General features: G+C 41.4%; 20 protein-coding genes. 14 read left to right on the top strand and 6 right to left on the bottom strand.

What is annotated here, in order from left to right; genetic code table 11:
- Positions 1-65 precede the first annotated feature (65 nt).
- The 10 genes from B7714_RS03900 to B7714_RS03855 all read left to right on the top strand — a co-directional run bounded on the left by B7714_RS03900 (position 66) and on the right by B7714_RS03855 (position 12529).
- On the top strand, positions 66-2711 hold the full coding sequence (locus B7714_RS03900) for an alpha-mannosidase (RefSeq protein WP_084859690.1): 2646 nt from the start codon (positions 66-68) through the stop codon (positions 2709-2711).
- A gap of 99 nt (positions 2712-2810) precedes the next feature.
- On the top strand, positions 2811-3680 hold the full coding sequence (locus B7714_RS03895; RefSeq protein WP_084859689.1) for an ROK family protein: 870 nt from the start codon (positions 2811-2813) through the stop codon (positions 3678-3680).
- Positions 3674-5554 carry a beta-N-acetylhexosaminidase gene (locus B7714_RS03890; RefSeq protein WP_084859688.1) on the top strand — a complete coding sequence of 627 codons (1881 nt, stop codon included), beginning with the start codon at positions 3674-3676 and terminating at the stop codon, positions 5552-5554. The genes B7714_RS03895 and B7714_RS03890 overlap by 7 nt, the downstream gene beginning before the upstream one ends.
- Positions 5555-5754: 200 nt before the next feature.
- The gene (locus tag B7714_RS03885) at positions 5755-6684 is read left to right on the top strand and encodes an ABC transporter permease (protein WP_000714584.1); all 930 of its coding nucleotides are present in this window, start codon (positions 5755-5757) and stop codon (positions 6682-6684) included.
- A 13-nt stretch (positions 6685-6697) separates the two neighbouring features.
- Entirely contained in the window at positions 6698-7621 is a 924-nt protein-coding gene (locus B7714_RS03880; protein ID WP_084859687.1) for a carbohydrate ABC transporter permease, read from the top strand.
- Positions 7622-7729: 108 nt separating this feature from the next.
- On the top strand, positions 7730-9214 hold the full coding sequence (locus B7714_RS03875) for an ABC transporter substrate-binding protein (RefSeq protein WP_084859686.1): 1485 nt from the start codon (positions 7730-7732) through the stop codon (positions 9212-9214).
- Positions 9215-9374: 160 nt separating this feature from the next.
- Positions 9375-10064: a CPBP family intramembrane glutamic endopeptidase gene (locus tag B7714_RS03870; protein WP_084859685.1), complete on the top strand. Its 690-nt coding sequence runs from the start codon at positions 9375-9377 to the stop codon at positions 10062-10064.
- 68 nt (positions 10065-10132) lie between these two features.
- Positions 10133-10429 carry a bacteriocin immunity protein gene (locus B7714_RS03865; protein WP_162284799.1) on the top strand — a complete coding sequence of 99 codons (297 nt, stop codon included), beginning with the start codon at positions 10133-10135 and terminating at the stop codon, positions 10427-10429.
- 131 nt (positions 10430-10560) lie between these two features.
- Positions 10561-11547, top strand: coding sequence for an oxygen-dependent tRNA uridine(34) hydroxylase TrhO (trhO, locus tag B7714_RS03860; protein ID WP_001030012.1), 987 nt, complete (start codon positions 10561-10563; stop codon positions 11545-11547).
- 121 nt (positions 11548-11668) lie between these two features.
- Positions 11669-12529, top strand: a complete 861-nt coding sequence (locus tag B7714_RS03855) for a DUF4299 family protein (RefSeq protein WP_084859683.1) — start codon at positions 11669-11671, stop codon at positions 12527-12529.
- 62 nt (positions 12530-12591) lie between these two features.
- Here B7714_RS03855 and B7714_RS03850 read toward each other — a convergent pair whose 3' ends face one another.
- From B7714_RS03850 to B7714_RS03825, 6 genes are all read right to left on the bottom strand, one after another.
- A complete protein-coding gene (locus tag B7714_RS03850; protein WP_070569488.1) occupies positions 12592-13554 on the bottom strand; it encodes a DUF6574 domain-containing protein in 963 nt (320 codons plus the stop codon).
- A gap of 62 nt (positions 13555-13616) precedes the next feature.
- Positions 13617-14546 carry a DUF4097 family beta strand repeat-containing protein gene (locus B7714_RS03845; protein ID WP_084859682.1) on the bottom strand — a complete coding sequence of 310 codons (930 nt, stop codon included), beginning with the start codon at positions 14544-14546 and terminating at the stop codon, positions 13617-13619.
- On the bottom strand, positions 14539-15132 hold the full coding sequence (locus tag B7714_RS03840) for a DUF1700 domain-containing protein (RefSeq protein WP_042767616.1): 594 nt from the start codon (positions 15130-15132) through the stop codon (positions 14539-14541). Before B7714_RS03840 ends, B7714_RS03845 begins: the two co-directional genes overlap by 8 nt.
- Positions 15119-15445, bottom strand: coding sequence for a PadR family transcriptional regulator (locus B7714_RS03835; RefSeq protein WP_042767617.1), 327 nt, complete (start codon positions 15443-15445; stop codon positions 15119-15121). Before B7714_RS03835 ends, B7714_RS03840 begins: the two co-directional genes overlap by 14 nt.
- Positions 15446-15633: 188 nt before the next feature.
- Positions 15634-17685 carry a retron Ec67 family RNA-directed DNA polymerase/endonuclease gene (locus B7714_RS03830; protein WP_084853147.1) on the bottom strand — a complete coding sequence of 684 codons (2052 nt, stop codon included), beginning with the start codon at positions 17683-17685 and terminating at the stop codon, positions 15634-15636.
- Positions 17686-17984: 299 nt separating this feature from the next.
- Positions 17985-19151, bottom strand: coding sequence for a CynX/NimT family MFS transporter (locus B7714_RS03825; protein ID WP_084859681.1), 1167 nt, complete (start codon positions 19149-19151; stop codon positions 17985-17987).
- Positions 19152-19372: 221 nt separating this feature from the next.
- On the opposite strand from B7714_RS03825, the gene B7714_RS03820 reads away from it, so the two are divergent.
- The 4 genes from B7714_RS03820 to B7714_RS03805 all read left to right on the top strand — a co-directional run bounded on the left by B7714_RS03820 (position 19373) and on the right by B7714_RS03805 (position 22990).
- On the top strand, positions 19373-20203 hold the full coding sequence (locus B7714_RS03820; RefSeq protein ID WP_049477581.1) for a glycosyltransferase: 831 nt from the start codon (positions 19373-19375) through the stop codon (positions 20201-20203).
- 75 nt (positions 20204-20278) lie between these two features.
- Positions 20279-22129, top strand: coding sequence for a nucleoside-diphosphate sugar epimerase/dehydratase (locus tag B7714_RS03815; protein ID WP_049538048.1), 1851 nt, complete (start codon positions 20279-20281; stop codon positions 22127-22129).
- A 248-nt stretch (positions 22130-22377) separates the two neighbouring features.
- Positions 22378-22800, top strand: coding sequence for a DUF805 domain-containing protein (locus B7714_RS03810; protein ID WP_084859680.1), 423 nt, complete (start codon positions 22378-22380; stop codon positions 22798-22800).
- Positions 22775-22990, top strand: coding sequence for a DUF805 domain-containing protein (locus B7714_RS03805; RefSeq protein ID WP_084859679.1), 216 nt, complete (start codon positions 22775-22777; stop codon positions 22988-22990). Before B7714_RS03810 ends, B7714_RS03805 begins: the two co-directional genes overlap by 26 nt.
- Positions 22991-23027 lie beyond the last annotated feature (37 nt).

Below are 23027 nucleotides of genomic sequence, written 5' to 3'. Positions count from 1 at the left end.
AGAATCACAAATTCACATTTAAAACGTTAAAAATAAAAATTTAAGTTAGAATGAGGTTTTACTTCATGGAAAATGTTGTCGTACATATTATTTCACATAGTCACTGGGACCGTGAGTGGTACTTGCCTTTTGAAAGCCACCGTATGCAGTTGGTGGAATTATTTGACAATCTCTTTGATCTTTTTGAAAATGACCCTGAGTTCAAGAGTTTCCACTTGGACGGACAAACCATTGTCCTTGATGACTACTTGGAAATTCGCCCTGAAAATCGCGACAAAGTCCAAGGTTACATCGACCAAGGCAAACTCAAAATTGGTCCCTTTTACATCTTGCAGGATGATTACTTGATTTCTAGCGAAGCCAATGTTCGCAATACCTTGATTGGTCAAGCAGAATGTGCAAAATGGGGCAAATCAACCCAGATTGGTTACTTCCCAGATACTTTTGGAAATATGGGACAAGCGCCTCAAATCCTTCAAAAATCAGGTATTCACGTGGCAGCCTTTGGCCGTGGTGTCAAGCCGATTGGCTTTGACAACCAAGTCCTCGAAGATGAGCAGTTTACTTCTCAGTTTTCAGAAATGTACTGGCAGGGTGCGGACGGAAGTCGTGTCCTCGGTATCCTCTTTGCCAACTGGTACAGTAATGGGAATGAAATCCCTGTTGATAAGGATGAAGCACTGGCCTTTTGGAAACAAAAATTGTCAGACGTGCGTGACTACGCTTCGACCAACCAATGGTTGATGATGAATGGCTGTGATCACCAGCCTGTACAGCGCAATCTGAGCGAAGCCATTCGTGTGGCAAATGAACTCTTCCCAGATGTGACCTTTGTGCATAGTTCCTTTGACGACTATGTCCATGCAGTAGAAAGTGCTCTACCGGAGCAGTTATCTACGGTCACAGGTGAGTTGACCAGTCAAGAAACAGACGGTTGGTACACACTTGCTAACACTTCTTCATCCCGTATTTACCTCAAACAAGCCTTCCAAGAAAACAGTAACTTGCTGGAGCAAGTAGTGGAACCATTGACGGTCATCACTGGCGGCCACAACCACAAGGACCAGTTGACCTATGCTTGGAAAGTTCTTCTACAAAATGCGCCACATGATAGTATCTGTGGCTGTAGCGTGGACGAGGTTCACCGTGAGATGGAGACACGTTTTGCTAAGGTCAACCAAGTCGGAAACTTCGTTAAGACCAATCTTCTCAACGAGTGGAAGGGTAAAATTGCAACTCAGGAAGCCCAAAGCGACCATCTCTTTACAGTTATCAATACAGGCTTGCATGACAAGGTTGACACTGTCAGCACAGTGATTGATGTAGCGATTTGTGATTTCAAGGAATTGCACCCAACAGAAGGCTATAAGAAGATGGCAGCCTTGACCTTGCCAAACTACCGTGTCGAAGACTTGGAAGGCCATGCTGTAGAAGCGAAAATCGAAGATCTGGGAGCTAACTTTGAGTATGATTTGCCAAAAGACAAGTTCCGCCAAGCTCGTATCGCTCGACAAGTGCGCGTAACAGTACCTGTTCACCTGGCACCACTTTCTTGGACAACCTTCCAATTGCTTGAAGGAGAACAAGAACACCGTGACGGTATTTACCAAAACGGAGTGATTGATACGCCATTTGTAACGGTCAGTGTGGATGAAACTATCACAGTCTACGACAAGACAACTCATGAAGCTTATGAAGATGTTATTCGCTTTGAAGACCGTGGTGATATCGGAAATGAGTATATCTACTTCCAACCAAAAGGAACAGAGCCTATCTACGCCGAGCTAAAAGGCTGTGAAGTCTTGGAAAATACAGCTCGTTTTACCAAGATCTTGCTCAAGCATGAATTGACAATTCCAGTAAGTGCAGACGAAAAACTGGATGCAGAACAAAGAGGCATCATCGAGTTTATGACGCGTGAAGCTGGGCGCTCAGAAGAATTGACAACCCTTCCTCTGGAAACAGAGATGACCGTCTTTGTTGACAATCCACAAATCCGCTTTAAGACTCGCTTTACCAACACCGCTAAGGACCACCGTATCCGTCTCTTGGTCAAGACTCATAATACGTGTCCAAGCAATGATTCGGAAAGCATTTATGAGGTGGTGACACGACCAAACAAACCAGCTGCTTCTTGGGAAAATCCTGAAAATCCTCAACACCAACAAGCCTTCGTCAGCCTGTATGATGATGAAAAAGGGGTGACAGTGGCCAATAAAGGACTGCACGAGTATGAAATCCTTGGAGACGATACCATTGCTGTGACCATTCTTCGTGCCTCAGGTGAGCTAGGTGACTGGGGTTACTTCCCAACACCAGAAGCTCAGTGCTTGCGCGAGTTTGAAGTCGAGTTTGCTCTCGAATGCCACCAAGCAGGGGAACGCTTCTCAGCCTTCCGTCGTGCCAAAGCCTTCCAAACACCATTCACTAGTCTTCAAGTTGCTAAACAAGAAGGAAGTGTTGCTGCTACTGGTAGCCTCTTGAGTCATGCGACACTCAGCTTACCACAAGTTTGCCCAACAGCCTTTAAAGTGGCGGAAAATGAAGAAGGATATGTCCTCCGTTACTACAATATGAGTCAAGAAAATGTTCGCATATCAGAACACCAACAAACCATTTTGAACTTACTTGAGCGACCATATCCCGTTCATTCAGGACTCTTAGCACCACAAGAAATTCGCACAGAATTGATTAAAAAAGAAGACATTTAACAGTTTTGAAGTGTTTGATAACTAATACTATGAGATAGAAAGGAGGGGCGAAAGAGTAAGGACTAACTGCTGATTCGCCCCTTTTTACGGTAAAGAACAATGACCATTGCAACCATTGATATCGGAGGGACTGGAATTAAGTTTGCCAGTCTGACTTCTGATGGAAAAATACTAGATAAGACAAGTACTCCGACGCCAGAAAGTTTGGAGGATTTACTAGCTTGGCTAGACCAACGCTTGGCAGAGCAAGATTATAGTGGAATCGCCATGAGCGTTCCAGGCGCGGTCAATCAAGAAACAGGTGTGATTGAGGGAATTAGTGCTGTACCTTATATCCACGGTTTTTCTTGGTATGAGGCCCTTGCTCATCATCAGCTACCTGTCCATCTAGAAAATGATGCCAACTGTGTTGGACTTAGTGAACTGTTGGCTCACCCAGAAATTGAAAATGCAGCCTGTGTCGTGATTGGGACTGGAATCGGTGGTGCCATGATTATCAATGGCAAACTTCACCGAGGTCGCCACGGCTTGGGGGGAGAGTTTGGCTACATGACAACCATTACACCTGCTGAAAAACTCAACAACTGGTCGCAACTAGCGTCAACTGGAAATATGGTGCGATACGTGATTGAAAAATCTGGTCAGACTGACTGGGACGGACGCAAGGTTTACCAAGAGGCCGAAGCTGGTAATGCTCTTTGTCAAGAAGCTATTTTACGCATGAACCGCAATCTGGCGCAAGGTTTGCTCAATATCCAGTATCTCATCGATCCAGATGTCATTAGTCTGGGAGGCTCCATCAGTCAAAACCCAGACTTTATCCAAGGGGTCAAAAAAGCTGTCGATGAATTTGTCGAAACCTACGAAGAATACACGGTCGCACCTGTTATCCAGGCCTGCACCTATCATGCAGATGCCAATCTCTACGGTGCCCTTGTCAACTGGCTACAGGAGGAAAATCAGTGGTAACATTTACAGGACTTAGTCTCAAGCAAACTCAGGCAATCGACTTGCTGACAAAACATATCTCTTTACCAGATGTGGAAGTTGCAGTCGCTCAGTCTGATCAAGCCTCTATCTCTATCAAGGGTGAAAGTGGACAGTATCACCTGACTTATGACAAACCTCACCAACTCTATCGCGCCTTGTCCTTGTTAGCAACAGCTCTAGTAGAAGGTGACAAAGTAGCGATTGAGGAGCAGGCAGCTTATGAAGAGTTGGCCTACATGGCAGACTGTTCCCGAAATGCGGTGCTGAATGTGGCTTCTGCCAAGCAGATGATTGAGGTCTTGGCTCTCATGGGTTATTCAACCTTTGAGCTTTACATGGAAGACACCTACCAGATTGAGGGGCAGTCTTATTTTGGGTACTTCCGCGGAGCCTATTCAGCAGAGGAGTTGCAGGAAATCGAAGCCTATGCCCAGCGGTTTGATATGACCTTTGTCCCATGCATCCAGACCTTGGCTCACTTATCAGCCTTTGTCAAATGGGGTGTCAAAGAAGTGCAAGAACTCCGTGATGTAGAGGACATTCTCCTTATCGGCGAAGAAAAGGTTTATGACCTGATTGATGGCATGTTTGCCACTCTGTCTAAACTGCAGACTCGCAAGGTCAATATCGGTATGGACGAAGCCCACTTGGTTGGTTTGGGACGCTACTTGATATTGAACGGTGTTGTGGACCGTAGTCTCCTCATGTGCCAACACTTGGAGCGCGTGCTGGATATTGCCGATAAGTATGGTTTCCACTGCCAAATGTGGAGTGACATGTTTTTCAAACTCATGTCAGCAGATGGCCAGTACGACCGTGATGTGGAAATTCCTGAGGAAACTCGCGTGTACCTAGATCGTCTCAAAGACCGTGTGACCTTGGTTTACTGGGACTATTATCAGGATAGCGAGGAAAAATACAACCGCAATTTCCGCAACCATCACAAGATTAGCCAAGATATTGCCTTTGCAGGTGGTGCTTGGAAGTGGATTGGATTCACACCCAACAACCATTTCAGCTGTCTCATCGCTATTGAGGCCAATAAAGCCTGTCGTGCCAATGACATCAAAGAAGTCATCGTGACGGGTTGGGGGGATAATGGTGGCGAGACAGCCCAGTTCTCTATCCTACCCAGCTTGCAAATCTGGGCAGAACTCAGCTACCGCAATGACCTAGATCGTTTGTCTGCTCACTTCAAGACCAATACAGGTCTTTCGGTTGAGGACTTTATGCAGATTGACCTAGCTAATCTCTTGCCAGACCTACCAGGCAATCTCAGCGGGATCAATCCCAACCGCTACGTCTTTTATCAGGATGTTCTTTGCCCGATTCTTGACCAGCACATGACACCTGAACAGGACAAGCCGCACTTCGCTCAGGCTGCTGAGACGCTTGCTGAAATCAAAGAAAAAGCTGGCGCCTACTCTTATCTCTTTGAAACTCAGGCCCAGTTGAACCAGATTTTAAGTAGTAAAGTGGATGTGGGACGACGCATTCGTCAGGCCTACCAAGCGGGTGATAAAGAAAGTTTGAAAGAAATCGCAAGACAAGAATTACCAAAACTTAGAAGCCAAATCGAACATTTCCATACCCTCTTTAGCCGTCAATGGTTGAAAGAAAACAAGGTCTTTGGTTTGGATACGGTTGATATCCGTATGGGCGGACTCTTGCAACGCATCAAACGCGCAGAAAGCCGCATCGAGGCTTATCTGGCAAGACAAATTGAGCGCATTGACGAGCTAGAAGTTGAAATCCTACCATTTACTGACTTCTACGCAGACAAGGATTTCGCAGCCACCACAGCTAACCAGTGGCACACCATTGCGACAGCTTCAACGATTTATACGACTTAAAGGCATCTTTTCCGAGTCAGAGTGTTTCTCGTGAAACCCATTTCTTATAAAAAACTTCTCCACATAAAATAATTTGTGGAGTTTTTTCTATAATTAGTAGTTTAACCTAGCCATCAATTAGGAGTATACTAATAATGTAATCGTTATCAAACCTAAAAATTCGATGAAATCAGTTTTTAGGAATAAAAAGGGAGGAAAGTATGAAAAAGTTTTCAAAGACCTTGAGAGATAACTGGATCTTTCTCTTGATGGTTTTACCAGGGGCACTCTGGTTGATTCTATTCTTTTACATTCCAGTATTTGGGAATGTGGTCGCCTTTAAAGACTACCATATGACCAGTAATGGTTTCATAGATAGTATTGTGAATAGTAAATGGGTCGGGTTAGATAATTTCAGATTCTTGTTTAGTTCAAAAGATGCCTTTATCATCACTCGAAATACCGTTCTTTACAATCTCGGCTTTATCTTTATCGGTTTGATTGTATCAGTAGGGATTGCCATCATCCTCAGCGAGCTTCGCTCTAAGAGAATGGTTAAGATTTTCCAAACGTCTATGTTGTTCCCTTACTTCCTGTCATGGGTTATCATCAGTTTCTTTACAGATGCCTTCCTAAACATTGACAAAGGGGTCTTCAACCATTTTCTAACATCCATTGGCATGAAGGAAGTCAACTTCTACGCTGACTTAGGCATTTGGCCATACCTTCTCCTTTTCCTAGGTATTTGGAAAGGCTTTGGATATAGCAGTGTCATGTACTATGCGACGATCATGGGGATTGACCCAACCTACTACGAAGCAGCAACAGTGGACGGGGCTAGCAAGTGGCAACGCATTCGCAACGTAACCATTCCTCAGTTGACTCCGCTTGTAACTGTATTGACCATCCTTGCAGTTGGAAATATCTTCCGCGCAGACTTCGGTCTCTTCTATCAAATCCCACACAATGCTGGTCAGCTTTACAATGTAACTAACGTTTTGGATGTATATGTCTTTAATGGTTTGACTCAGACAGCAGATATCGGTATGGCTTCAGCAGCCGGTCTTTACCAATCCGTAGTCGGTTTGATTCTGGTTATCCTATCAAACTTGCTTGCAAGACGAGTCGATCCAAACTCAGCTTTGTTCTAGAAAGGAGGAGAATATGGCAGAAAAGAAAATTAAAAAAGAAAAAATCGATAATGTCGGCATTCACTCCTTCAGTAAGAAAGCAGATATCTTCTTTAGTATCATCTCTGGTTTGGTCGCTCTTTCTTGTATCTTGCCCTTTATCTTCGTTATCATCATTTCGGTGACAGACGAAAAGAGCATTCTCCAGTATGGATATAGCTTTTTCCCTTCGAAATTTGGTGTAGATGGATTCCAGTTCTTAGCTCAGTTTAAAGATAAGATCCTCCAAGCACTCTTCATCTCAGTTTTTGTAACCGTAGTCGGAACAGTGACCAACGTCTTCATCACGACAACTTATGCCTACGCCATCTCACGGACAACCTTTAAGTACCGCAGATTCTTTACAATCTTTGCTCTTCTTAGTATGTTGTTCAATGCTGGTTTGGTACCAGGCTATATCGTGGTCACTCGCCTGCTTCAACTGGGTGACACAGTTTGGGCCTTGATTGTTCCAATGCTTCTCTCACCATTTAATATCATCTTGATGCGTTCCTTCTTCAAGAAGACCATTCCAGAAGCCATTCTCGAATCTGCTCGTATTGATGGTGCCAGTGAAGCTCGGATCTTCTTCCAGATCTGTTTGCCATTGTCACTTCCAGGTATCGCAACTATCACGCTTTTGACAGCTCTTGGTTTCTGGAACGACTGGTTCAACGCCCTTCTTTATATCAAGAGTGACAACTTGTATCCATTGCAATATTTGCTCATGCAAATCCAGCAAAATATGGACTACATTGCAAAAGCAGTCGGCCTATCTGGCCAACTGGGAGTCGCTCTTCCAAAAGAAACAGGTCGTATGGCCATGGTTGTTGTTGCAACCCTTCCAATCGCGATTCTGTATCCATTCTTCCAACGCTACTTTGTTAAAGGGTTGACGATCGGTGGTGTGAAAGAATAGCACTTGCTGAGAAACACCGTTTCTCTCTCCCCAACTTCATCTTAGTGACTGAAGTTACAAATCATTAAATCGTTTATAAGTTTAAAAATAAAAAAAGGAGTTTTTATCATGAAAAACTGGAAAAAATATGCTTTTGCATCTGCTAGCGTAGTCGCTTTGGCTGCTGGTCTTGCTGCTTGTGGAAACCTTACAGGTAACAACAAAAAAGCTGCAGATACTACTTCAGGTGAAAAACCTGTAATCAAAATGTACCAAATCGGTGACAAACCAGATAACTTGGATGAATTGCTAGAAAATGCAAACAAAATCATCGAAGAAAAAGTCGGTGCTAAATTGGATATCCAATACCTTGGATGGGGTGATTATGATAAGAAAATGTCTGTTATCACATCATCTGGTGAAAACTATGATATCGCATTTGCGTCTAACTATGTCGTAAATGCTCAAAAAGGTGCTTATGCTGACTTGACTGAATTGTATAAAAAAGAAGGAGCAGAGCTTTACAAAGCACTTGACCCAGCTTACATCAAAGGGAACACTGTAAACGGTAAGATCTATGCAGTACCAGTTGCAGCTAACGTTGCATCATCTCAAAACTTTGCCTTCAACGGAACTCTTCTTGCTAAATACGGTATCGATATTTCAGGTGTAACTTCATACGAAACACTTGAGCCAGTCTTGAAACAAATCAAAGAAAAAGCTCCAGATGTAGTACCATTTGCGGTTACGAAGAACTTTATCCCATCTGATAACTTTGACTACCCAGTACCAAATGGACTTCCATTTGTTATCGACCTTGAAGGAGACACTACTAAGATTGTAAACCGTTACGAAGTACCTCGTTTCAAAGAACACTTGAAGACTCTTCACAAATTCTATGAAGAAGGATACATTCCAAAAGACGTAGCAACCAGCGACACTTCATTTGACCTTCAACAAGATACTTGGTTCGTTCGTGAAGAAACAGTAGGACCAGCTGACTATGGTAACAGCTTGCTCTCACGTGTTGCTAACAAAGACATCCAAATCAAACCAATCACTAACTTTATCAAGAAAAACCAAACAACACAAGTTGCTAACTTTGTCATCTCAAACAACTCTAAGAACAAAGAAAAATCAATGGAAGTGTTGAACCTCTTGAACACGAACCCAGAACTCTTGAACGGTCTTGTTTATGGTCCAGAAGGCAAGAACTGGGAAAAAGTTGAAGGTAAAGAAAACCGTGTCCGCGTCCTTGATGGATATAAAGGAAACACTCACATGTCAGGTTGGAACACTGGTAACAACTGGATCCTTTACATCAACGAAAACGTTACAGACCAACAAATTGCAGATTCTAAGAAACAATTGGCAGAAGCTAAAGAATCTCCAGCACTTGGATTTATCTTTAACACTGACAGTGTGAAATCTGAAATTTCAGCAATTTCTAACACAATGCAACAATTCGATACAGCTATCAACACTGGTACTGTAGACCCAGATAAAGCTATTCCAGAATTGATGGAAAAATTGAAATCTGAAGGTGCCTATGAAAAAGTATTGAACGAAATGCAAAAACAATACGACGAATTCTTGAAAAACAAAAAATCATAAGAACGATTGATTTCGTGTATTCATTCCTAATTCCTAAAAATGTGATCACTGCCTTCCTTAGTTCTCTAGGGGAGGTAGTGATTTTTAGGATGTAAAAATGAAAACAGTGGTTCTGAGGGTTTATGCGATGTGATACACATACATCTATAGAGGATTTATTATGAAAAAATATCGCCTTCTTTTCAAAATGAGTGCTGTCTTCTCTTACCTATTTTTCGTATTTGGCCTTTCTCAGCTGACGCTTATTGTCCAAAACTATTGGCAATTTTCTTCCCAGATTGGCAATTTCTTCTGGATTCAAAATATCTTGAGTTTGCTATTTATCGGAGTCATGATTTGGATTCTGGTTAAGACAGGCCATGGTTATCTCTTTCGCATTCCAAGAGAAAAATGGCTTTGGTATTCGATTTTGACAGTCCTAGTAGCGGTAGTTCATATATCTTTTAATATTCATACAGCTAGATATGTTCAGTCAACTGCTGAAGGTTGGGCTCTACTGATTGGTTTTAGTGAGACTAATTTTGCCGAATTGGGTATCTACATATCCCTGTTCTTTCTAGTGCCGCTGATGGAAGAGTTGCTCTATAGAGGATTACTGCAACACGCCTTTTTTAAAGATTCGAGATTTGGTCTTGATTTGCTCCTTCCGTCCATTTTATTTGCTCTCCCTCATTTTTCAAACTTTCCTAGTCTGTTAGATATCTTCGTCTTTGCAACATCTGGAATCATCTTTGCTGGTTTGACCCGTTATACCAAGAGCATTTATCCTTCCTATGCGGTGCATGTGATCAATAATATTGTAGCGACCTTACCATTTTTGCTGACTTTTTTACATAGGGTGTTTGGGTAAAATACTGGCTGGAGAGTTAGGAATTATAGTTTTTCAATTTATAAGCGAATTTCAGGAGGGAAATGAGTATGACACCATTAAAATGGTTTGCTGGAGGAAGTGAAAGACGTTGTGAAGCGATGATCATCATTGATCATCTATTGGAAGATATAAAGGTTGCGCCTCAACTTGCTCCCCTGAAAAATCAGTTAGTGATTTATCAAAAACGATTAAAGGACGATGGAACCTCTACTCCATTTATTCTGAGCCAAATGAATGTTGACATCTCACGTGTGTTGATTGATAACAAGCTAAGTTTGTCAGAAAGTCAAGCTAAGCAAATCAAAAAATTGAGAGAATTATCTGCGATTCGCTATGGTTACTGATGAAGTGCAGTGATAGGTCTCTCTATATAATTTCCGGTCAAATAAATTGCATTCGTTTTCCCAAGTGGGTATACTAGTATAGTTGAATGAAAAATTCTGAAAATTTAAGAATAGAAAAGAGAACAAATCTTATGGCAAAAGATATTCGTGTCTTACTTTACTACCTTTATACTCCAATTGAAAACGCAGAGCAATTTGCTGCAGACCACTTGGCTTTCTGTAAATCAATCGGTCTCAAAGGCCGTATCCTAGTCGCTGACGAGGGAATTAACGGGACAGTTTCAGGTGACTACGAAACAACTCAAAAATACATGGACTACGTTCACAGCCTCCCAGGTATGGAAGACCTCTGGTTCAAGATTGACGAAGAAAATGAACAAGCCTTCAAGAAGATGTTTGTTCGCTACAAGAAAGAAATTGTCCACCTTGGTTTGGAAGACAATGACTTTGATAATGACATCAACCCACTTGAAACAACAGGTGCTTATTTGTCTCCAAAAGAGTTCAAAGAAGCCCTTCTTGACGAAGATACCGTTGTCCTTGACACGCGTAACGATTATGAGTACGATCTAGGACACTTCCGTGGGGCTATTCGCCCAGACATCCGCAACTTCCGCGAATTGCCTCAATGGGTCCGTGACAACAAGGAAAAATTCATGGACAAGCGTGTCGTGGTTTATTGTACAGGTGGCGTTCGCTGTGAGAAATTCTCAGGCTGGATGGTCCGTGAAGGCTACAAAGATGTCGGCCAATTGCACGGAGGAATCGCAACTTACGGTAAAGATCCAGAAGTTCAAGGTGAGCTTTGGGATGGGAAAATGTACGTCTTTGACGAGCGTATCGCCGTTGATGTTAACCATGTCAATCCAACCATCGTAGGGAAAGACTGGTTTGATGGAACACCATGTGAACGTTATGTCAACTGTGGAAATCCCTTCTGTAACCGTCGTATCCTAACATCAGAAGAAAATGAAGACAAGTACCTTCGTGGATGCTCACACGAGTGCCGTGTTCACCCACGCAACCGCTATGTTTCAGAAAATGAATTGACACAAGCAGAAGTAATCGAGCGCCTAGCTGCTATCGGTGAAAGCTTGGATCAAGTCGCTACTGTATAACATCAAACAGTCCTTAGGGGCTGTTTTTCTATGCTTTATATCTAAAAAACTAAAGTTTGTTTCTGTATCTTTCAGGAAAATAGATTATACTATATGTAAACGATTTCAAAGGAGGCCAGTTATGGCGAAAACATTTTTTATCCCAAATAAAGAAAGCATTCTAGGACAACAGGAGGTCTTGACTGCCAAGTCCATCTTGGCTTTGGTGGAGGGCTTGGAGTCGCATAGTTATGATGCGATCTATCTCCGTCAGCCCCTCAATCGTCTCGAATACATGGAGTGTGGGATTGTAGGTAAGTCGCAATTTCTCTTCAAGGTGAACTATGCGGATAGTCGAAAAGGCTATCAAGTGGTGATTCCAGACTTCATTACTAGAGCGGACTGGGAGATTGTAGAAGCTCTCCTCCAAGCCCTATCGAGCAAGTTGGGGCAAGCGGTAGAAGGGCTAGAAGGGTTTGACTTTGAAGCTTATTTCCGACAAACGGTCAAGAATTATCTAGCTGATAAGGCGGTTCGTTTAGTATATTGCCAAGGGCTCTTGGCCCCTATCTATCTCAACAAGGAATACCTCGAGAGCTTTTTGGCTGAGGATGGATTGGCACGTTTTGAAGAGTTGGTCAAGAAGGTTCAAGGCTCTGATGCCTACCTTGCCAGTGTGAAATTTTACCCAGATGCTCAAGGCAAGGTGTACGGTATCTATCACCTAGCCCAGGGAGTCAAGACGATTTTGCCAAAGGAACCCTTTGTACCAGCTCCTTATACCGAGCAGCTAGCAGGCAAGGAACTTGTTTGGGAGATTGACCTAGTGGCGATTTCTGGTGATGGTTCAAAAGCCGAAGACTACGAATCCATCGCTCGCTTGGATTACGCAAAATTCCTAGAGTCACTACCAACAGCATTTTACCACCAACTAGATGCCAATCAACTAGAAGTACAAGCCATTTTGGGAAAAGATTTTGAGGAATTGGCAAGCATCGAGTAGGCCTTGTTTAAAAAAGAGTAAGTCTAAAAATCCCTGTCATTGGTCAATGGCAGGGATTTTGGTTAAAAGAAGGTCAGGATGCGAAGGTAGTCTACTGTCAGCGCGAGCTCTGCAATGAAGAAGGGGAAGAGAATAGCGCCATCAAGTAAGACAGCTAGCAGGAATCGATAAAATGGGTCCAGGCTACTGGTCTTACTTGGCTTGCTAATCACAAAGAGATTTCCAAGGGCAAAGATGGCCATGCTGAGAAGAGTGAGGATACCAGCAAATCGTAAGCCACCAAAGAGTGCAAAGAAACTTGCTAGAGCCGTTAGGACAAGTGGGATAGCAAAGAGTCGGCTATACCGATCGAAGGCTTCTTGGAATGTGAAGTCGCTCTCCTGGTCCAGCACACGTCGGACAGTAAAGCCTCCCAAAATGATGGAAAAGTAAAATAGAGCGCTAGCGACCAAGATGGAGAGTCCAGCAAAGAGATTTAAAGGAGGGAGCTGGTTAGGTAAACTATTGGCAATAGATGCCATATAGCCGTAGTAGAGGTGCTTGATATGATAGATACTAAAGAAAAGGTTAATCATGGATAGCAAAGTGAGCAGGCCAAAGACACTGTAACGATGCTTTTGGTCCGTAGTCTTGCTGGCAGTTGGTTCTTGGATAGCGTCCAGAAGCCAAGTCCAAAATAGTGCGATTTCTTCTTTGAATCGAGCAGTTTTGCGGGGGTCAATATCTGGGATATAGGGACTATCTAAAGCCTTGCTGAGGATGTTTTTTTCTTTTGTAGGGTTCTCTTGGTTGCCTTTCTCTTCAGCTTTCCCTTCTCCCTCTTCCTCGGTTTGGGTTTCCTCAGCCATTTCGGGAGCTTCCTCCTCATGCGTTTCCGACTCTTTAGGTGAGATAGGAGTTTCTTGGCTTGCTTGTGGTTCGGTCTCCACAGTTTCCGAAGTCTCTGGTTGGTCGGGCTGGATTTCCGATTTCGTCTGAGCTGATTTCTTCTCAAGATCGGCGCTTTCAAACCATTCTTGTGTCATGGTGGAACCTCCTTTTTTATGGTCGTTTTCTATCTTTAGACTAGCAGATGAGAGCGTTTTTGTCAATGGTTTCTAGATGGAGCAGAATGCTCCTCTTTAGGTAGGTAGATATCCTGGTTGGCTTTTGCAATGAGTAAATCCTTGATATCTGCTTTTTCGGTTTTATAAGGGTTGGCAAGTACATTCTCTTTTTGTCCACGATGTTCTTCTTTGGGTTGACGATAGATACCACCATGCTGAGAAGAAATTTCTAGATTGATACGGTCAGTCTCTTTCTGGGAGAGAATGAGTGTTAGAGTGGAATGGGCTTCTAGCTCAACCTTGCCGTGAACCTGGATATTCTCAGCATAGATGTGTGCTCCCTCCGTCTTGACCTGACTATCTGTCAATTCGGTATCAAAGATATTGATGATATGAGGTGTCGTTAGTGTGCTGTTTTTGATAGAACTTTCTGTTAGTCTTAAGAGATAGCCTTTTGCTTTGATTGTTGCGTTTTCAAGATTGGCTTGACGAATATTGGTTTGTCCACGATTGGCTGAGACGGTGATAGCTTGCAGCTTTCTTCCTTTAGGTAGGGAGAGAACGACTTCGTCAAAACGATTAGAATAGTTGCTAGCGATACGAAGTAGGCCTTCGATTCCTGAACCTAGAAAGCGATGTTGGGAGGCTTGTTTGTCAGTGACGGTCAGTGTTTTGTCACTCATGCCAGTAGTCAAATCATGACGACCAGATACGGAAGGATGATAGGTGATGTGGATCTTGTCATCTACAGACTCTGTGATGGTTAGGCTATGTTCCTCAAGGGTCAAATCAAGTTTTTCCACTTCATTTCCAAAGGTCACTTCTTCGATACGATTGTCATAGACTGGGTCTTTTGACATGGCAAGCAAACTTTGAATACCATTGGACTGGGCCCCTACAATGATCATGATAAAACCAAGGATTGTAGAAACCACACCAAAAATGAGAAATCCTTTCGTCAATTTACGCATGTCTGTCACCTCTCTTTCCTTTTTTAAGAATCCATTGCACCAAGCGGATGATCAGGAGGCCAAAGAAACGGGCTACATAGGAGATGCCTAGTAGAACAAGAGAAGAAGCACCGATAGCAAGCAAACCAGCCCCAAAAATCAAGATAAAGGCGGATTTGGCTTCGACTAGGACGCTAAAACTCTCTACGATAAAGAGTCCGCCCAGTAGGATACCTGTCACAGAGACGGTAAAGAAGGCTAGAATGACGGAGACAGCTGCGATAAAAATACCGATGATGGCCATGAGGATGCCGATCCCGACTGGAATTCCGATAGGGGCTGCCAGTAAGGCAAGTAGGGCAATGTGTAGCAGTTGGCGGTCATTCTTTTGAGCAGGTGCCTCATTGACCTTTTTATCGAGAAGATCAGAGAGGATATCATGGGCAGCTTCTTTTGGTGTTCCTAGACTAGCAATGAGTTCTTCTTCGCCCTCTGGACCTGCATCGTCAAATAGTTCCTTAAAGTAGTCCATGGCTTCGATGCGGTCAGCTTCAGGTAGTTTATGGAGATAGGTTTCTAACTGAGTCAGATAGTCAGTTCTTGTCATGGCGGATACTCCCTTCTATGATGCCGTTGACGGTGTCGGTATAGAGCGTCCACTCTTCCTTTAGAGTAACGAGCTGCTCTACGCCTTGATTGGTCAAGGAGTAGTATTTGCGCATACGCCCCTGAAACTCTCTAGAGTAGGTGGTCAGAAAGCCACTGGCTCCCAATTTTTTGAGAATGGGATAGAGCGTAGATTCTTTGATATTGGCGATGAGCTTAATGGTTTGACTAATCTCATAACCATAAGAATCCCCCTGCTCCAGTACAGCCAAGATGAGAAACTCAATCAAGGCAGAGGATGTTGGGAAGTACATGGGAAACCTCCTTTATATTATATAAAAATTTTATATATACTCTTTTCAAATATATTGTATCTCAATATGAAAGCCCTGTCAAGAAATATGTGTAAAAATTTTATATATAAAAAAGCTCCTAGTAAAAACTAGGAGTTTAGAGGCTCTGACATCAGCTATTTCACAGAAATTTATATTTTAAAGATAAGCTAGAATAATGATTTATAATCTAGGATATTATCTCTTATGCCGTCTAGCAAAGGGATAAACTCAGTAAAATCGAATTCTTTATAATTCTTTAGAACATACTTTGAAAAAATTTCTTTTCCATAATGATTATCACCACCATCTTTATGAAATTCCTTTCCTTTTAAAATAGGTAGTGAATTTTGAGACGATGAAAATAATAAATCTTCAATATCAGAGGACTTACCGTCATTCATGTGAGGCATTAAAGGTGTCGCCATTATATATAGGCTATCCTTTTTATTAATTCGCCAAGGTTTATCTCTTCTAACTTTTTCTAAATTGTCTGAAATTTTCTCTTCTAATTTTATATTCTTTGAATCTTCCAAGTCTTTATTCTTTGGGATCATCAAGTCTTTTGCATGACTCGCAAATAAAAATAAAGCCGATTTATCATTGCCATTTCTATTATTCGATTCATTATCAAATAAAAATATTGTTGGATAATTGGGAAGACTATTGGTTAATTGTTTGAAATAAGTAATGTAGTTTGTGTATAAAATTCTTTCTTCTGAATTTAGTGCAAAAAATTTTTTTTCTTTTTTCTCATTATAGTAAAATTTATCAGAAAAATAATTATACCAAAATTTAAAACCTTCTCCCCCTTCTGGAACATTAAAAAGGTATTCTATCGTATTGCTACGATTCAGAAATTCAATTTTAAATATAAAGTTATTTCCCTCTTTTTCAATAAGTTCCGGATACTTTTGATAAAGATTTTTTAAAGCCGCTTTAATATATCTAGGATCAGTTTTTCCCTCTGTTATAATTATAGGTTTGTCATTCCCGAAAAAATATTTATAAAATAGAAATTTTTTGTACTCTTTTTCTCTAGAATTAAATAAAGACATGTACGTTTTCTTTTCTTCTTTACCGATACTGTAAAATTCTGTAGGTAAATTATATGTATGATGTTTTGTGTTGTGTAACAATTCTTTTTGTAGGTCTTTATTATAAAAGATATACTTCCAATAATATTTCGACTCTGATTTTCTTGATGAATTTCTTCCTAATAAATATTTTTGCGAATCTAGATTATTTTGCATCAAAGATTTTTTATAAAGTAAATAGTTGTTGTATTGTTCTATTTGAAAAATAAAAGCAAAGCGTCCCGTTAGTTGATTGATCGTTCCTGGTGTTTTATCTATTTCAAAAGCTCCATCTTTGTATAATCGAAAGGCCATTGCGCGAGTATTTTTTACGTATTCTCTTTTTACATTTATTTTTTTGTTGACAACCAGTCCAGTAACTTCTTGACGCTGCATGTTATTACTCAATCGTGTTTTTTTAGGATTGATTTCAAAACCAGATGAGATTATTAAGTCTTCTAATTCCGTTAAAAAGTTTTCTAATTCTTTGCTTGCTCTCAATTTATTAGAGTTTAATTCACGATTTGTTGAAAAAGTCAAATCATCGGCATATCTAGAATATGTAAAACGATATTTTTTAGCAATTTTGACAATCCGATAATCTAATATTCTAGTGATTAAATTTGTGATGATAGGAGAAGACGGAGCTCCTTGCGGTAGCTTACCTTGATAACACGCAATTTGTGCGATTACAGTAGCAATTTCTGGTGAAACGGCAAAATCCCTGTCTTTTATAAAGAAACCTCTTACTCTTCCGAAATTAAAAGAATCAAAAAAGTTTTTCAAGTCAATGTTCAGAATGTATTTCTTGTTTCGATGCATCTGAGAGTTGGTAATAATGCTTTTCCCCTTTTCAAATGCGTGAGACAGAACAGGTGTTTTAAAGTTCTTATCCTTAGATTTAGATTCTATGCTTTCAAGGTAACATTCCCACAAAACATTAGACAATTTTTTCTGAAGGAACTTCAACTCTTTTTTGGGGGCATGTATAACTCTTTCTCCACCATTCTTTTTAGGGATAGGGAAAGAGTTATATAAATTATCAGTTTTTATATTGTACAATAAATAATTGATGTATTTGGCACTTTTCAAGCCAAGTAGCTTAGCAAAATCATCCTTTGTCTGTAGTTGATTAAATTTGGTCATCATTTTTCCTCATACAAAAAGCGTATGATAACTCTTACGCGAACAAGATTGCCAGTAGAAATCCTAATGAATCCTGAAGCTAATAACACCAGATGAAGCCAAACACTCCTATAACATTGTTGTTAATACTTGCGAACACACAAGTCAAAAATCTAATCATACGCAACTTTATTCTATCACAAAATAACCTGTTAATCTAGAATTAAGACATCTTAGACTATAAATTTTTATCAACACCTCAAAAAGCCAGACAGAATCTGGCTTTGCATTGTTTGTATCTGAGAAGTATTTTAGAAAAATTAAAGGATCTTATCCGCCCGATCCACCATAAAGAGTGAGATAGTCATGATGATATCGATGGCTAGAAGGGCAAGGACAGCTGGGACCCAAGATTGGAAAAGGTCAAAACTATAACCAAACAAGGCAGGACCAAAAGCAGCTAAGATGTAGCCTCCTGTTTGCGCTAGTCCTGATAGCTGAGCTGTCTTTTCAGGAGAACTGGTTTTAAGAGAAAAACAAACCATGAGGTAGGGGAAGAGGGCACTGCAGGCCGTTCCAATCAAGAGATGGACGACTAACCAGTAGAGGAAATTATTGGTTGGATACAAGAGCATGGCAATTCCTGTCATACCAGCGATAGAGATAATTGCCAGCATGATTCGACGGTGACCATCTGATAGACGAGTCGTCAGACTTGGAACAGTCATTGAAAAAGGAATGCTGATCAGTGAGAAAATAGAAGCAAGGAGAGCCGCATCACTATTAGAAATACCAGCACTAACAGCCATAGTTGGCAACCAGGTCATACTTGTATAAAAGAGCAAGGACTGAAGACCACCAAAGATAATGATAGCCCAGACATCTTTACTTTTTAGAATATTCTCTTTGACTTGCTTTTCTTTTTGGCTTTCTAGGTGGTGATTGTGGCGATGATTGGGCAACCAGACTAGCAGAGTGACCAGACAGAGAAAGCTGAGAACGAGGATGAGTCCCTTCCAAGAACTAGCTTGGGTGATAGGGACCGAAAGATAAGAAGCGATGGCTGTCGAAATTCCCATGGCAGTGACATAGAGAGTTGTTAGGAAACTAATCTTTTGAGGCTGATTTGCCTGGATCATACTTGGGAGGAGTACATTGAAGATCGCAATGCTCGCTCCGACAATCAAGGTCCCTAGATAGAGAAGGGGAAGGTTGAAGATACGAATGACAGAGCCAATAGTTAAGAGAAAGAGACAGTAAGTAAAGAGATGTTCTAGTCCGATTTTTTGTGCCAAGCGACTCGCAAAAGCCGAAAAAAGAGCAAACATCAAGAGAGGGAGACTGGTTAAAATCCCAAGAGAGCTAACCTCCACTCCTAGTCCCTGAGCGATATCTCCTAAAATGGTTGGAAGAGCAGTAAAAGGAGAGCGTAAAACAGTCCCGATTAAGACAATTCCAAGAACAAAAAAGAGTGATTGTTTTTTCATGAAAACCTCGATAGGATGATTTTAATAACAGCTTATTTTAAGGTTTTTTCTATATAATGTCAAGTAGAGAATGGGAGGAAAGCTGGAAAGATTTAACTGAAAATATACAGAAAGGAGACAGCTTTCTTTACTAGAATTTTCCTTGATTTGATATAAAAATAGGAAACTAGGGAATTTTGTGATAAAATAGTGGAAGGAAATCTATATATTGGAGAAAAACTGTGTCTGAAAAGCAAAAAATCAGCGTCTTGATGTCGGTCTATGTAAAGGAAAATCCGACATTTTTGAGAGATGCCATCAAAAGTGTTCAAAACCAGACCTTAAAACCGAGTGAGCTTGTTCTCGTAGAGGATGGACCTCTCACACCAGAACTCTATCAGGTGCTAGATGAAGTGGAAGCTCAGTCAGACATTCCAGTTAAACGGTGCCCCTTAGAACAAAACCAAGGTTTAGGCTTGGCTCTTCGATACGGTGTTTTACAGTGCCAGTATGACATTATTGCCCGCATGGATACGGATGATTTAGCCGTTCCGGATCGTTTTGAGAAACAGCTTCAGCTAATGGAGAAAGAAGATCTTGATCTCTTAGGTGGGCATATCGCAGAGTTCATTGACAATCCAGATGAGATTGTGTCTTATCGTCGTGTTCCAACCCAGCATGCAGACATTGTGGCTTATCAGAGAATGAGAAGCGCCTTTAACCATATGACAGTCATGTTCAAAAAGGACATGGTCCTCAAGGCGGGCAACTACGAAGATGGCCTTTACATGGAGGATGACCTCCTTTGGCTCAATATGATTGCTGCAGGTGCCAAGACTGGGAACCTAGATCAAATCTTGTGTAAGGTTCGTGTCGGTGCAGGGATGTTTGAGCGTCGAGGTGGCTTGCGTTACCTTAAACTCTATCGTCAAGCTCGCCAACGGATGCTTGAGCGAGGGCAAATTTCTTACATGGAATATGCTAAAAGTGTAGCCATTCAGGCAATTGTTGCACTTTGTCCAGGCTTTGTACGTCAGTTTATCTTCGTCAAACTTTTAAGAAAGAGAAAGTAAGCCCCGATAGACTGAATGATTCAGGTTATCATAACAACAGTATCATCTGACTCTTTTAAGGGGGAGTAAATTCCTATGAATAAAAAACTAACAGATTATGTGATTGATCTGGTTGAAATTTTAAATAAACAGCAAAAACAAGTGTTTTGGGGGATATTCGATATTCTGAGTATGGTGGTTTCTATCATCGTATCTTATATCTTGTTTTATGGCCTTATAAATCCTGCGCCTGTGGATTACGTGATCTACACTCTTTTAGCCTTCCTCCTCTATCAAATCATGATTGCGTTTTGGGGGCTAAATGCTAGTATTAGTCGTTATAGCAAGATTACGGATTTCATGAAAATCTTTTTCGGAGTGATGCTCAGCAGTGTTCTTTCTTATGGAATCTGCTATGCCTTCCTTCCATTGTTTTCTATCCGTTTCATCGTGCTCTTCATTTTGTTGAGTACCTTCCTCATCTTGCTTCCTCGTATCACTTGGCAGTTGATTTATTCCAAACGTAAAAAAGGTAGTGGAGATGGGGAGCATCGTCGTACCTTCTTGATCGGTGCTGGTGATGGTGGTGCCCTCTTTATGAACAGCTACCAACATCCAACTAGCGACCTTGAGCTAGTGGGGATATTGGATAATGATGAAAAGAAAAAGGGACAAAAACTAGGTGGAATCCCAGTTCTGGGCTCTTATGATAATCTACCTGAATTAGCTAAACGTCACCAAATCGAGCGTGTCATCGTAGCGATCCCTTCGCTTGACCCATCAGAGTACGAACGCATCTTGCAGATGTGTAATAAGCTAGGCGTCAAATGTTACAAGATGCCTAAGGTTGAGACAGTCGTTCAAGGACTCCATCAACCAGGCAGTGGTTTCCAGAAAATTGATATCACAGACCTTTTGGGCCGTCAGGAAATTCGTCTCGACGAATCGCGTCTGGGTACTGAGATTACAGGCAAGACCATCCTGGTGACAGGAGCCGGTGGTTCGATTGGTTCGGAGATTTGTCGTCAGGTTAGCCGCTTCAATCCCGAACGTATCGTCTTACTTGGACATGGTGAAAACTCAATCTATCTCGTTTATCATGAATTGATCCGTACATTCCAAGGGATTGATTATGTTCCTGTTATTGCAGATATTCAGGACTATGACCGTCTCTTGCAGGTGTTTGAGCAGTACAAACCAGCCATTGTTTATCATGCTGCAGCCCACAAACACGTTCCGATGATGGAGCGCAATCCAAAAGAAGCCTTCAAGAACAATATCCTCGGTACCTACAATGTTGCCAAGGCTGTTGATGAGGCCAAAGTACCTAAGATGGTCATGATTTCGACTGACAAGGCAGTCAATCCACCAAATGTTATGGGTGCGACTAAGCGCGTGGCAGAATTGATTGTCACTGGCTTTAACCAACGTAGTAAATCAACCTACTGTGCAGTCCGTTTTGGGAATGTTCTGGGTAGTCGTGGTAGTGTGATTCCTGTCTTTGAACGTCAGATTGCTGAAGGCGGTCCTGTAACGGTGACAGACTTCCGTATGACACGTTACTTCATGACCATTCCAGAGGCTAGCCGTCTAGTAATCCATGCTGGCGCTTATGCCAAGGACGGAGAAGTCTTTATCCTCGATATGGGCAAACCAGTTAAGATCTATGACTTGGCTAAGAAAATGGTTCTTCTAAGTGGGCACACGGAAAGTGAAATTCCAATCGTTGAGGTCGGTATCCGCCCGGGTGAAAAACTCTATGAAGAACTCTTGGTTTCGACCGAATTGGTTGATAACCAAGTCATGGACAAGATCTTCGTTGGTAAGGTAAATGTCATGCCTCTAGAAGCCATCAATCAAAAAATAGAGGAGTTCCGTTCACTCAGCGGAGATGAGCTCAAAGAAGCGATCATTTCTTTTGCGAATGAGACAACTCATGCTGAGTAAGAGTGTCCAACTACCTTCATAATGAAACAACTATCGCCAGTTTTCTGAGGAAATCAGAAAGCTGGTTTTTATAAATAGAGAGTAGAAAACATCGTCTCTTTCAAAGGATTAATAAGCGCAACTATTCAAGGGACGATGTTATGTGATCTATCAGGAGAGTGATTTCAGACACTCTAAAAACTACCTCTTTTTTAAGCTGGTAACATAACTTTGCAAAATAAGTATTAAAATCAAAAGGAGATTATTGTATGCTGACTGCTATTAGGAGTTTTTTCAAAGGCTACGCGAATTTTTCTGGTCGTTCCACACGTCCAGAATTTTGGTGGGTTTGGCTACTAAATATGGTGATTTTCTTGCCCGCCTACTACTCACTTTTTACTGGAGTAGAATCTGATAAAGCCATTAGGAATATTACGGTCTTCAGTATGTGTATTATTTTGTTTATAGTAGAGTTTGTTCCTCTACTAGCACTGATAGTACGTCGCTTACGAGATGTGGGTATCCATTGGGCCTATATTTTTATTGTATTTGTTCCTTTGGGTGCAATAACACTGCTCGTTATGCTCGCTATGCCAAGTCAACGATTTGGAGAAAAAGTGATAGAGAATAGTGAAAAAGATAAAGAGAATACGGAAGACTCTCGGTTTGAAGAAATGGTACGAAAATATTAAGATATTTTTACTCTATTTAAAAACGTCTGAGTCGCTTCGCAGCTTACGAGACGCTGGTTTCCGCTGGGCCTTTATCTTCATTGCTTTGGTTCCTATCGTTGGACCGATTGCTCTTATTGTCATGCTTGCTTGGCCAAGTAAGAAGGATGAAGATGCAGATACTGAAGAACAGGATCAAATTACTGCTTAAGCATGGAGTTGATTCCTTCTGATAGTAACAAGATATA

This window comes from Streptococcus oralis subsp. oralis (genome assembly GCF_002096595.1).
Lineage (GTDB): Bacteria > Bacillota > Bacilli > Lactobacillales > Streptococcaceae > Streptococcus > Streptococcus oralis_D.
The sequence above is the reverse complement of the archived record's forward strand: the minus strand, read 5'-3'. Positions and strand labels throughout refer to the sequence as shown.